Below are 13237 nucleotides of genomic sequence, written 5' to 3' on the forward strand. Positions count from 1 at the left end.
TCATGCCAAGCCCGCCACTCCGAAAAGAATCGAAAAATGAATGGGTTATTGACGCCGCGCCAGACTGTCGCAGGCTTGCTGCGCACGCGGAATTTGCGAATTGCTCATTCCTTGTGCGGCGCACAAATCTTATGCAGCCGCCCAAGCAAAAGGCCGTGCGTCCGCAAAAGTCAGCTCAACGCGTACGACATCCGATTGATATCGCTAACCTTTTCCAACACGCCAACACGGCACGCAACTTGCTTCTTCACCGACGTCAACGAAGACTGCGGCTTGCCGCATTGTTGCAGCCTCTGGCGGCTGCATCCCGGAAGCTCAACTGCTTCGCGGCCCTCCCGGCTCAGTCCTCGTGACGCGATTCCCAAGGCTTCCAGACCTTCCATAGCCCTCGTGCGCGGCAGAGCTGTCCGCACGGCCAATGATGTTCAGCTGCGCTCTCTCGGGCGTGTCGATCTCACTTACGAAGCAAAAGGAACCATTGATGTCGTATCTCGCGCCTTCGGAATTCGTCACCAAGATGGTGGATGCGGGCGAGTCCAAGATATTCATGTCCACCCGGGATACTGCCATCCGCGCCTTCATGGCCGGCGCCATCCTCGCACTCGGCGCATGGTTCGCCATCACCATCAACGTGAACACGGGCCAGCCGCTGATCGGCGCGATACTGTTTCCGGTCGGCTTCATCATGCTGTACCTGCTCGGCTTCGATCTGCTCACCGGCGTGTTCGTGCTCTCGCCGCTCGCCCTGATCGACAAGCGTCCCGGCGTCACGCTGGGCGGCGTGCTGCGCAACTGGGGCCTCGTCTTCGTCGGCAACTTCGCCGGCGCCTTCACCGTCGCCTTCATGATGGCCTTCGTGACGACGTTCGGCTTCACGCAAGACCCCGACAAGGTCGGAGCGGCCATTGGAAACATCGGCGAAGGCCGAACGCTCGGCTATGCCGCGCACGGCGCGGCCGGCATGGCGACGCTGTTCATGCGCGGCATGCTGTGCAACTGGATGGTCTCGACCGGTGTCGTCGGCGCCATGATCTCGACCTCGGTCCCAGGCAAGGTCATCGCGATGTGGATGCCCATCATGCTGTTCTTCTACATGGTGTTCGAGCATTCCGTCGTGAACATGTTCCTGTTCCCGTCGGGCCTGATGCTCCATGCCAAATTCTCGATCATGGACTATCTGATCTGGAACGAGATCCCGACCGTGCTCGGCAACCTCGTGGGCGGCCTCGCGTTCACCGGCATGACCCTCTACGCCACCCACGTCATGACCAAGCCGAAGCGTCAGGCCGGCAAGGCTGCGCCGACCCGTGTTGCGGCCTGATACGTCTCGACAGAAGAGCCTCGCCCGACCAGGGTGAGGCTCCCTTCGCCTGGTGATGACGATGACCCGCGGACTCCTGATCTCTGTCGGCCAGCACTCCGACAAGGGGCGCAAGCCCGTCAATCAGGATTTTCACGGCGTCCTGATTCCGGAAGAGCCGCTGCTCAGCCTGAAGGGCATCGCGGCCGTTCTCGCCGACGGCATCTCCAGCAGCACGGTGAGCCAGATCGCCAGCGAGTCGGCGGTCAAGAGCTTCCTGATGGACTATTACTGCACGTCGGAATCCTGGACGGTAAAGACCTCCGCCCGCCGCGTGCTGGACGCGACCAATTCCTGGCTGCACGCGCAGACGCGCAAGAGCCAATATGCCTATGATCGCGACAAGGGTTATGTCTGCACCCTGACCGCCATGGTCATCAAGGCGACCACGGCGCACATCTTCCACGTCGGTGACTGTCGCGTCTACCGCGTCGCCGGCAAGGCGCTCGAGCAGCTCACCGACGATCACCGCATCATCGTGTCGTCGGAGCAGACCTATCTCGGCCGCGCGCTCGGCATCAATCCGCAGCTCGAGATCGACTACCAGACTTTCGAGATCGAGGCCGGCGACACCTTTATCCTGGCGACCGACGGTGCCTACGAATTCGTCGACCAGCGTTTCATCACCGGCGCACTCGGCGAGCACGCAGTCGAGCTCGACGGCGCGGCAAAGGCGATCGTCGAGGAAGCCTACCGGCGCGGCAGCGACGACAACATCACCGTCCAGATCCTGCGCATCGACGCGGTGCCGCAGCGCGAGCCGGCCGGCATCTTCAATCAGACGTCACAGTTGCCGCTTCCGCCGCTGCCGGAGCCGCGCGCGGTCTTCGACGGTTACAGGATTATCCGGGAAGTCCACGGCAGCAGCCGCAGTCATATCTATCTCGCCGTTGATGTGGAGACCGAGGCGCCGGTCGCGCTCAAGCTGCCGTCGATCGATTTGCGCGACAACGCCGCCTATCTCAAGCGCTTCCTGATGGAGGAGTGGATCGCGCGCAGGATCGACAGCCCGCACGTGCTGAAGCCGCTGTCACAGTCGCGACGGCGCAGCTACCTCTACGTCGCGACCGAATTCGTCGAAGGGCAGACGTTGAGGCAGTGGATGACCGACAATCCGCGCCCCGATCTCGAAACCGTCCGCGGGCTGGTCGAGCAGATCGCCGCCGGCCTGCGCGCCTTCCACCGCATGGAAATGCTGCATCAGGACCTCAGGCCCGACAACATCATGATCGACAAGACCGGCACCGCGAAGATCATCGACTTCGGATCGGTCAGGGTCGCGGGCGTCGCGGAGGCGGCGCCGCGAGACGAGGCCGACGACATCCTGGGAACGGTCCAGTACACGGCGCCGGAGTACTTTCTGGGGCAAGGCGGCTCGCCCCGTTCCGACATGTTTTCGCTGGCCGTGATCTGCTACCAGATGCTGACGGGAAAGCTTCCCTATGGCACCCAAATCGCCAGGATCCGGCGCAAGGCGGACGCGCGGAGACTTCAGTATCGTCCGGCCGACGACGACCGCAACGTGCCGGCCTGGGTCGACGGCGCGCTCAGGCGCGCGCTGCATCCCGATCCCTACAAGCGGCACGAGGATCTGTCCGAATTCGTCTTCGAGCTTCGCACGCCTAATCCGGCCTATCTCGACACACGGATCACGCCGCTCCTGGAGCGTAGCCCGCTGATGTTCTGGAAGCTGACCACCGCAGCCCTCGCCTGCGCGGTGGTCGTGCTGCTGGCGCTGCTGCACGCGCGGTAGGGCGCAGACGTCTGCTTCTAGCGGCCAAGTGGAAACATTATCGTTCGTCAGAGTATTGCCGCGGGTGACCCATATGCGACATCGGCCAAATAGCCCAAACATCGCGCGATTAGCCGGGTTTAAAGGTTGATTGCGGCTAGACGTTTTTGCACTCGACTATGCCGTCGCGACGGCGTTGAATCCGCTACGCGGGCTCTTTTGTTTCAAGGAGGGAGGACCGAAAAGTGAAAACAACGATCATCGCACTTTGTGCCGCCGCTCTCATCGCCGCCGCACCAGCCGCGCTTGCGCAGGGTGTACCAGGCAAAGCACTTGGTCTGCAGCATAAGATCTCTAAGAGACATCACCCGGGCGTCCCCGGCTACGCTCCGCTGCATGAGCTGCAAACAATGGGATCGAAGAAGGGCTATCCGGGAGCTTTCGGTTACGCGCCTAATGAACCCAGTCGTTTAGACAGAAATCTCGAAGCGTCCAGACAAGCTGGTGGTGGCGGCGGTAGCGGAGGGAGTGGCATGTGAACCCACGCGCTGCACGAACAGGCGGTATCCGTCCTGCTTGATCGGGACGCTCCGGGGGCGTTAAGGCCGGCTCGCCTCGCGTCTTCTTATGTTCGCAGTATGTTTGTTGTTGGCCCAACTCGGACATCCAGTGAGGTCCGCTGTTGCGCAGCTACCAGAAGCACAGCGGACGTCGCACGCGCCCTGACTACCGAGCGGCCGAATGTGCGCTCCAGCGGAGCTGGTCAAATCTGCCGCAGCGCACAACGCAAACTTTCTGCTTGGTGTCCAGCTGGCTTCGATAATATCCCTCGCAAGGCTTCCGCTATCCTGCGCGGTCGCGTCGGCTTTGCGCGGGCTTGAGCTGTCGGGGGCGCAGACGAAAGCAGTTGGGAGGCCATCATGGACCTCGGGAACTGGCTGCGGACCTTAGGTCTCGAACGCTTAGAGGCCACGTTCCGCGAAAATGCAATCGACGAAACGGTGCTGTCTGATCTGACGGAAGATCATCTGCGCGAGCTCGGCCTTCCTCTCGGCGCACGGATCAAGCTCCTCAAAGCCATTGCAGCACTCCCGAAGAAAACGACGATCGGCGCGCCGGTCGGAATGGCGGTTTCCAGTTCGCCCGGCGATGCTGCGGAGCGTCGACAGATCACCGTGATGTTCAGCGATCTCGTGGGCTCGACGGCGCTGTCGACGCGCATGGACCCCGAAGACTTGCGCAAGCTCATCTCGGCTTATCAGAAATCTGTCACTGAAACAGTTCAGCGCTACGGAGGATTTGTCGCGAAATACATGGGCGATGGCGTGCTGGTCTACTTCGGCTACCCGCAAGCTCATGAGGACGATGCCGAGAGGGCCGTGAGATCGGCCTTGGAGCTTGTCCCGGCGGTTGCGAAATTGAAGACCAACACGCGGCTGCAGACCCGCGTCGGAATTGCCACCGGGCTGGTGGTGGTCGGCGACCTCGTCGGATCCGGCGAGGCCCAGGAGCGAGGCATCGTGGGCGAGACGCCCAACCTCGCGGCCCGGCTGCAAGGGCTCGCCGAACCGGACATGGTCGTTATCGCGGACTCTACAAGAAGGCTTCTGGGCAATCTGTTCGAGTTGGGTGATCTTGGTCACCAGGAGCTCAAGGGACTCGCGGGTGCGGTGCAGGTCTGGGCTGCACTGCGACAGACGTCTGTGGAAGGCCGGTTTGAAGCCTTTCACGGTGGCAACCTCTCTTCGCTTGTCGGACGGGAGGAGGAATCGCAGTTGCTGCGGCGGCGGTGGTCTAGGGCCAAGGATGGCGAAGGCCAGGTCGTGCTGATTTCCGGTGAGGCCGGAATTGGAAAATCCCGACTAACCGCGGTGTTGCTGGAACAGATCAAAGAGGAGCCGCATGCACGGCTGCGCTGCTTTTGCTCGCCGCAGCGTACGAACAGCGCGCTCTCTCCGGTTATCGGCCATTTGGAACGGGCAGCCGGATTGAAGCATGACGATAGCGTGCAGGCGAAGCTCGATAAGCTCGATGTCCTGCTGGCGCGGAGCGCGACGTCGCCAGATGATTCAGCCCTGCTCGCCGAGCTGCTGTCGCTTCCGAACGACGGTCGCTATCCCCAACTCACGCTTGCCCCGCAGCAGCGCCGGCAGCGAACGCTGGAGGCGTTTGTTACCCAAATCGGGGCGCTTTCGAGGTCCGCCCCTGTGCTGATGATTTTCGAGGATGCACACTGGACCGATCCCACCAGTCTGGAGCTGGTTGGCCGCATTCTTGAGCGTATCGTCGCGCTTCGAGTGTTGCTGATCATTACGTTCCGACCGGAGTTCGAGCCGCCGTGGATCGGACTTCCGCATGTGACCGCAGTCACCCTCAATCGGCTTGGCCGGCGGGACATCGACGCCATCATTGACCGGATTGTCGGCAACAAGCGTCTGCCGACTGGTATCCGCGAGGACATGATTGATCGGACCGATGGCATTCCCTTGTTCATCGAGGAAATGACAAAGGCAGTGCTGGAGGCGGAGAGTGAGGAGGAGGCGCGAAGAACGACGGCCGCGATTCCATCGTCGAGGCTCGAAATCCCCGCAACGCTGCACGCCTCGTTGATGGCACGTCTGGATCGGCTTGGTCCCGCCAAGGAGCTCGCGCAGATCGGCTCTGCGATCGGCCGGGAATTCTCACATGCGCTTATGGAGGCCGTGGCAGGCACATCGCAGGCAGAGTTGGAGATCGCGCTACATCGGCTGATTAGTGCCGGCCTGCTGTTCCAGCAGGGTGTCCCGCCGCACGCGCATTATCTGTTCAAGCATGCCCTCGTGCAGGATGCGGCCTATAGCACGCTGCTGCGCGAGCACCGGCGCACACTGCATGCCAGGATCGCGGAAATCCTCGAAACTCGTTTCGCAGACAGAATTGAGCTTCAGCCGGAGCTTTTGGCGCGCCACTGCACTGAAGCCGGACTGATCGAGAAGGCCGCGGGCCTTTGGGCAAAGGCCGGAGACCGGTCATTGGGGCGGGCGGCGTTGCCTGAGGCTGCGGAGCAGCTGAACCGCGCACTCTCCTTGATCGCCTCCTTGCCCTCGACGCCAGCTCTCAGGCGCGAGGAAATCAAGCTGCAGGTCGCGCTGATCACCCCCCTTATGCACTTTCGAGGGTATGGCGCGGCCGAAACCAAGACCGCAGCGCTGCGGGCGCGGACGTTGATTGAACAGGCAGAAGCGCGCGGTGAAACTCCCGAAGATCCGCTCCTGCTGTTTTCCGTGCTGTACAGCTTTTGGGTTGCGAACTTCAACAGTTTCCACGCTGACACTGTAACCGAGCTTGCTACGCAGTTTCTAAGGCGTGCCGAAGAACAGAAAGCTGCCACCCAGCAAATGCTAGGGCACCGACTCGTTGGCGTTTCGCAGGCAACGATTGGAAATCTTGCAGAAGCATTAGAGCATTTCGATCGTGCGATCGCGTCTTACAATCCCGGGGAGCATCGGCAGCTCGCAACGAGGTTCGGGCAGGATATCCGCGTTGCCGCGCTCTGCTATCGATCATGGATCCGATGGATGCTCGGATATCCAGAAGCCGCGCTGGCCGATGCTAAAAGCGCGGTCGCGGAAGCCCGGGACGTGGGCCAGGGAGTGCCGTTGATGTATTCTCTGTACTTCACGTCATACGCCCTTATCCATTGCGGAGAGTACGAGGCCGCGAACGTACAACTCGATGAACTTATTCCTCTGGCGACAGAAAAGAATGCCGCACAGTGGAGAGGAGGCGGCATGATGCACCGGGGCTGCATACAGGCGCTGACCGGCAAACCGTCCGATGCGATTACCATGATCCCCGCAGGCATTGCTGCCTGGCAATCGAGCGGCTCAGTCGTGTTTGTTCCATGGTACGTTTCCCATATGGCGAGAGCATGCGCCGAACTCGGCCAATTCGACGATGCGCGGCGGCACGTCAACGAAGCTTTCAAGGCGATTGAAACGTCTGGCGAGACGTGGTGTGAATCCGACATCCACCGCACGGCCGGGGATATCGCATTGTTGGCTCCCGAGCCGGAGGTCAATAAAGCAGAAATACATTTCTCACGTGCGCTTGCGGCCGCAAGAAAGCAACAAGCAAAGTCTTGGGAACTGCGGGCCGCGACGAGTCTCGCGCGGCTCTGGTACGATCGAGGCGAGCGCAACAGGGCCGGCGAGCTGCTCGCACCTGTTTATGGATGGTTTAGCGAGGGCCTCCAAACGCTCGACCTGAAACAGGCCAAGGGGCTGCTTGATGAGCTCGCTTGACTTGTATTTATCTAACGGACCGTGATCCGCTAATCGGCCCAACTCGGACATCCAGTGAGGTCCGCTGTTGCGCAGCTACCAGAAGCACAGCGGATGTCGCACGCGCCCTGACTACCGAGCGGCCGAATGTGCGCTCCAGCGGGGGAGCCCTCACGCCGGCTCCTCGGCCTTCACCCCCAGCGGCTTCGGCGCCATGCCGCCGCCGGGCTTGAGGTGGAATTCGTAGGTCATCAGGTGCCACTGCCCGTTTGCCTTGGAGCCGTCGGGCATCGCGGGATCGCTGCGCAGCTCGACCTTGGCGACGAGGTCGTCCTTGACCCCGAACACCACGTCGGAATCGAGATATTTGTCGCCGTCCATGAAGACGTGGGTGATCAGCGGCTCGTAGCCCTTGGCATTGACCAGGAAGTGCACATGCGCGGGGCGCATCGGATGGCGCTTGGTCTGCATGATCATCTCGCCGACAGGGCCATCGGTCGGAATCGGATAGCTGCATGGCAAAATGGTGCGGAAGAAGAAGCGGCCGTCGCTGTCGGTGATGAAGCGCGCCCGCGCCGAGGCACCGACCTCGTCGTAGTTCGGTTTCTGCGAATCGTAGAAGCCGTCATCGTCGGCGTGCCATACGTCGACGGGAACGCCCGCGAGCGGCTTGCCCTTGAGGTCGGTGACGCGGCTCTGCACGAACATCCGCTCGCCGGTCTGATTGTTCGGCGAGATGTCGGTGCCGTGGGCCGTAACCTTGTGCTCGCCGACATAGAACGGGCCGAGCACCGTGGTCTGGGTGGCGCCCTCGCGATCCCTGTGGTTGACGGCGTCGACCAGCATGGAGACCCCGAGCACGTCGGAGAGCAGGATGAATTCCTGCCTTGTGTCGGTGCATTTGTGGCCGGTGCGGGTCAGGAAATCGATGGCGTATTCCCATTCCTCGAAGGTGAGACCGGTCTTGCTCACGTAATCGTGCAGCGACTTCACCAATTCCTGGAGCAGGAATTTTGCCCGCGCATCAGGCGTATTGTCGAAGCTCTTGACGACGGCTTCGGTGAGTTCGGTCTCGTTGAACTGGGTCATGGTGCGTTTGCCCTGAGTTTTCTCGTTGGCCCGGATGGGCTCCTTGGAGGCGTTCCAGAGTGCAGCCTACACCAGCAGGCCCGGCCGCGTTAAGCGCAACCGGCTTGGAATGGGGCCGGCATTTCGCTATCAACTTTCCGACAAAACGCCCCGGAGGAACTGATGCTCGCCCCTACCCCCGCCTCGCCCGAATCCGTGGGCATGTCCAAGGCCGCGCTCGACCGCGTCGATGCGCATCTGAAGAGCCGCTACATCGATGCCGGCCGCTTTCCGGGCACGCACCTGCTGGTCTACCGCCGCGGCAAGGTCGCCCACAGCTCGGTGCAGGGCTTTGCCGACGTCGAGCGCAAGGCGCCGGTCAAGGACGACACCATCTACCGCATCTATTCCATGACCAAGCCGCTCACCAGCGTCGCCTTCATGATGCTGGTCGAGCAAGGCCTCGTCGCGATCGACGAGCCCGTCGCCAAATACATTCCGGAATGGAAGGATCTCGGCGTGTTCGTCGCCGGCACCGCGCCGGCCTTCCTGACCCGGCCGCCGGCCCGGCCGATGCTGATCGTCGACCTGCTGCGGCACACCGCCGGCCTCACCTACGGCTTCCAGCAGCGCTCCAACGTCGATGCCGCCTATCGCTCCGAGAAGATCGGCGAGGTCGAGAAGTCAGGCACGCTGCAAAGCATGATCGAGGCGCTGGCAAAAATTCCGCTGGAGTTCTCGCCAGGCGAATCCTGGAACTATTCGGTGGCGACCGACGTGCTTGGCTATCTCGTCGGCAAGATCTCCGGGATTCCCTTCGAGCAGTTCCTTAAAACTCGCATCCTCGATCCGCTCGGCATGACCGACACCGATTTTCACGTGCCGGCCGCCAAGGCGCATCGCTTCGCCGCCTGCTACTCCGCCGATCCTGGTGGCGGCATGACCTTCCATGCCGGCCAGCGCCGCGAGGGTCTGACACTCCAGGACGACCCGACCAAGAGCTCGTTCCTGTCCCCGCCCTCGTTCATCTCGGGCGGCGGCGGGCTATGCTCGACGGTCGCCGACTATCTCACCTTCTGCCGTGCGCTGCTCAATGGCGGCGAGCTGGGCGGCGTCCGCCTGCTCGGGCCGAAGACGCTGGCGCTGATGACGAGCAACCACATTCCAGGCGGCCGCGCGCTACCGGAAGTGTCGCGTTCGCTGTTCTCCGAAGCCACCTATAACGGCATCGGCTTCGGCCTCGGCTTCGCCGTGACCATGCGCCCGGCGGAGACGCTGATCGCCGGCAGCCCGGGCGAATATAATTGGGGCGGCGCGGCCACGACCTCGTTCTGGATCGACCCGGCCGAAGAGCTGATCACCATCTTCATGACACAGGTGCTGCCGTCGAGCGCCTATCCGCTCCGGCGCGAACTGCGCAGCATGGTCTATGCGGCGATCACCGAGAGCAATCTGTAAGACAAACGAAATGATCCCGCGGCTCCGGGGCCGCGGGATCGTTCACTTCAGCATCTCCGGCACGATCAGGCGCGGCAGGAACAGCGACACCTCCGGCCACACGATGAGGGCCGCCAGCACGACCAGCATCGGCACCAGCATGATCGCGGTGTCCTTTAGCGCATAGCGCAGCCGCACGCCCGCAACCGCGCAGGCGATCATCAGGCACAATCCGTAAGGCGGCGTCACCAGCCCGAACGCCAGCGACACGATCGAGACGATCGCGAACTGGACGGGGTGCAGATCGACGGACTTGGCCAACGGCTCCAGCACGGTGCCGACGATCACGATCGCCGGAATGGCGTCGAGAAAGCAGCCGACGACCAGGAAGCAGAACGCAATGAAGAAGCCGGCTGCAATCGGTCCCATGCCCCAGGTCGAGACGTTGGCCAAAAGCTCCTGCGGAATCTTGTAGTAGGCCAGCAACCAGCCGAACGCGCTCGCGGTGCCGACGCAGAACAACGCAACGCCGGCAAGGCGTCCGGTATCAAGCAGGGCCCTGTACAGTTCGCGCGCGCCGGTCTCGCGATAGAAGAATGCCGACAGCACCACTGAGTAGAGCACCGCGACACAGGCAGATTCCGTTGCGGTAAACCATCCGAGCAGGATGCCGCCAACGATGATGAACGGCGTCATCAGCGCCGGCAGCGACCGCCAGATCGCGCAGCGAAAGTCCCGCCAGCTGTCCTTCGGATAGGTCGGATAGCCCCGGCGCACCGCGTAGACATGCACGGTCGCCATCTGGGCGCCGGCAATCAGGAGGCCCGGCACGATGCCGGCCAGATACATCGCGGCAATCGAGGTCGAGATCAGTCCGCCCCACACGATCATCAGGATCGACGGCGGGATGATGACGGCGAGCACCGCGGACACCGCCGTGATGGCGATGGAGAACGAGAGATCATAGCCTTCCTTGGTCTGGGCATCGATGAAGATCTTCGACTGGCTCGCCGCATCGGCAGTCGAGGAGCCGGAAATGCCCGCGAAGAACACCGAGAGCACGACGTTGATCTGCGCCAGCGATCCCGGCCAGTGTCCGACCATCGATCGCGACAGCGCGACCAACCGGTCGGTGATGCCGCCGATGCTCATCAGATTGGCGGTCAACAGGAAGAACGGCACCGCCAGCAGGATGAACGAATTGTAGGCGTTGAAGGTTTCCTGCGCGAGCGTCATCAGCGACAGATGTGGCTCGATCACCAGGATCGGCACGCAGGCAAGGCCAAGCGCGAAGGCGACCGGCACGCGAATGACGAGCAGGCCGATGAAGACCCCGAAGAGAACCGCCGCGGCCTGTCCGGCAGAAAGAACATTCCCCGTCATTGCTTCGCCCCAACCAGAATCCGCATTTCATCAAGTATCTGTTCGCCCGCAAACACGATCCACGTCACACCTGCCACCGGCCAGGCGACGTGGATCAGCCAGAGCGGCAGGTCGGCCAGCTCCGACGTCCTGTTCCACGCGAACCGGGTGAATTCGATGCCGGCCGACACGAACACGATCGCCAGGGCGAGCACGCCGAGGCGCGCGAGGATTCGGACCGCCGCCTCCGAGCGCCGCGAAAGATCCGGCCAGACATCGACTTCGAAATGCTGCGACTCCCGGATGCCGACCATGGCGCCGATCATGATGGTCCAGACGAACAGGAACCGCGCCATCTCCTCGGTCCAGATGTAGGAGGGAATGAACGGCGTGTAGCGCGATATGATCTGCAGCGTCACCGGGATGACGAGAATGCCGACACAGGCAGCGAGCAGGATTTCGAGCAATTTCGCATAGGCCGCCGTCGCTCGGCGCCATAGCGACGGGTTCGCCGCAACAGGTATTTCGGTCATTGGAGCTCCGCGGTGGCAATCATCACCAAAGGGGCAAGCCGCAAGGCTTGCCCCGATATTGCGTCGGTAGACATGGAGAGGTCAGGCGACGTTGATCTTCTCGAAAATGCCTTCCGCGCCGATTTCCTTGGCGTAGGTGGCCATCACGGGGTCGGCGAGCTTCTTCATGGCGTCCCGCTCCTCGAACGGAACGCGCTTGAGCTTGCCGGCCTTCTCGAGCGTGTCGAGCTTGATCACCTCTTCGCTCGACTCCAGTTGACGGCCATAGTCGCCGGCTTCCTTGCCGGCCTTCATGATCGCGTCCTGCAAATCCTTGGGCAATGTCTTCAGCGTCTTCACCGAGAAGCAGATCGGCCGGATCGAGACAGCGTGCTGGGTCAGATTGAGATGCGGGGCCACTTCGTAGAACTTCATCGCCTCGACACCGGCGGCTTCGTTTTCTCCGGCCGATATCACACCGTTCTGGATCGCGTTGTAGATTTCGTTATAGGCGATCACCGTCGGGCTCATGCCGACTGCCGCAAAGGTCTTCGACCAGATCGGCGCGCCCTGCACGCGAACCTTGAGGCCCTTGAGATCGGCGAGATTCTTGAGCGGCTTGTTGGCGAAGATGTTGCGGATGCCACCGCCGGAATAACCGATCAGGACGACCTCGGCTTTCGCCGCGACTTCGTCGGCGATCGGCGCCAGGATATTGGCTTCGACGACCTTGTTCATGTGCTCGATGCCCTTGAACACGAACGGCGCGTCGATGAACGGAGCCGCCTTGGCGAAGGTCGACATGTGAGCCGGCGAGACGATGCCGTAATCGACCGCTTTGCCCTGCGACATATACTCGAAATACTGCTTCTCGAGGCCGAGCGAGGAGTTCTTGTGCAGGGTGAAGTTGACGGGCTTGCCATAGTACTTCTTCACCAGCTCTTCGAACCGGATCAATGCCCGGTTGAAGGCGTGGTCGTCGTTGAACTGGACCGCGCCGTTCAGCGTGATCGGCGCTTGCGCCCTGAGGATCGACGGCATGCCAATCGTAGCCGCCGCAGTGGTCGCACCGATACCAGCGAGAAATGATCTTCGCTTCATCGTCTCCCCTCCCTGTGATGCTCCGCCCCTGTAACCGGGGCGTGAGCGCAGCCGGCACGCGGCCGGCATTCGGGGAGGGTATGAAAAACTGCGGCGGGACGGAAGCCAATTCGCGTGCGCTGGAGGTACTCTTCGTCGCAGGGCCATTTCTGCGCGACCTGTTGCACTGCAACTCGCGCGCCCCTGCCGGTGCGCGGCAGGCCGTATGGGCGGCCTCCCACTCTCGTAGGAGACGGAAGACTTGCGGACCTGCGCGCTGCACGCAGAGGTCCGCCCGCCTTCCGCTGCAGAGCTAGTACCCACTTTTCTTGGAACGTGAGTCGTGATTCAAGGTCGGGATGATACCCGAAGCAAGAGAAGTCCACCTTTCGAGGAAAGATCGCAAGGTGCTTGAGGCGTGCTG

At 62.1% G+C, this 13237-nt stretch carries 8 protein-coding genes; 4 read left to right on the forward strand and 4 right to left on the reverse strand.

Annotated features, from left to right (window positions below; all coding sequences use genetic code 11):
• Window positions 1–481 precede the first annotated feature (481 nt).
• From QJT78_RS05810 to QJT78_RS05820, 3 genes are all read left to right on the forward strand, one after another.
• On the forward strand, window positions 482–1321 hold the full coding sequence (locus tag QJT78_RS05810) for a formate/nitrite transporter family protein (protein ID WP_028146778.1): 840 nt from the start codon (window positions 482–484) through the stop codon (window positions 1319–1321).
• A gap of 55 nt (window positions 1322–1376) precedes the next feature.
• Window positions 1377–3113: a bifunctional protein-serine/threonine kinase/phosphatase gene (locus QJT78_RS05815; protein ID WP_049807417.1), complete on the forward strand. Its 1737-nt coding sequence runs from the start codon at window positions 1377–1379 to the stop codon at window positions 3111–3113.
• A gap of 899 nt (window positions 3114–4012) precedes the next feature.
• The gene (locus tag QJT78_RS05820) at window positions 4013–7375 is read left to right on the forward strand and encodes an adenylate/guanylate cyclase domain-containing protein (protein ID WP_281460193.1); all 3363 of its coding nucleotides are present in this window, start codon (window positions 4013–4015) and stop codon (window positions 7373–7375) included.
• Window positions 7376–7525: 150 nt separating this feature from the next.
• Here the strand turns inward: QJT78_RS05820 and QJT78_RS05825 are convergent, their stop codons facing one another.
• Window positions 7526–8443 (reverse strand): intradiol ring-cleavage dioxygenase, encoded by a 918-nt coding sequence (locus tag QJT78_RS05825; protein ID WP_028153507.1) that lies wholly within the window; start codon window positions 8441–8443, stop codon window positions 7526–7528.
• Between the two features lie 162 nt (window positions 8444–8605).
• On the opposite strand from QJT78_RS05825, the gene QJT78_RS05830 reads away from it, so the two are divergent.
• Window positions 8606–9880 (forward strand): serine hydrolase domain-containing protein, encoded by a 1275-nt coding sequence (locus QJT78_RS05830; RefSeq protein WP_028153506.1) that lies wholly within the window; start codon window positions 8606–8608, stop codon window positions 9878–9880.
• A gap of 42 nt (window positions 9881–9922) precedes the next feature.
• Here the strand turns inward: QJT78_RS05830 and QJT78_RS05835 are convergent, their stop codons facing one another.
• The 3 genes from QJT78_RS05835 to QJT78_RS05845 all read right to left on the reverse strand — a co-directional run bounded on the left by QJT78_RS05835 (window position 9923) and on the right by QJT78_RS05845 (window position 12834).
• Complete coding sequence (locus QJT78_RS05835) at window positions 9923–11242, reverse strand: TRAP transporter large permease (RefSeq protein ID WP_028153505.1); 1320 nt, start codon at window positions 11240–11242, stop codon at window positions 9923–9925.
• Window positions 11239–11754, reverse strand: a complete 516-nt coding sequence (locus tag QJT78_RS05840; protein ID WP_028153504.1) for a TRAP transporter small permease — start codon at window positions 11752–11754, stop codon at window positions 11239–11241. Before QJT78_RS05840 ends, QJT78_RS05835 begins: the two co-directional genes overlap by 4 nt.
• Before the next feature lie 81 nt (window positions 11755–11835).
• Window positions 11836–12834 carry a TRAP transporter substrate-binding protein gene (locus tag QJT78_RS05845; RefSeq protein ID WP_014497024.1) on the reverse strand — a complete coding sequence of 333 codons (999 nt, stop codon included), beginning with the start codon at window positions 12832–12834 and terminating at the stop codon, window positions 11836–11838.
• Window positions 12835–13237: the final 403 nt, after the last annotated feature.

This window comes from Bradyrhizobium sp. Mp27 (genome assembly GCF_029953005.1).
GTDB lineage: Bacteria > Pseudomonadota > Alphaproteobacteria > Rhizobiales > Xanthobacteraceae > Bradyrhizobium > Bradyrhizobium barranii.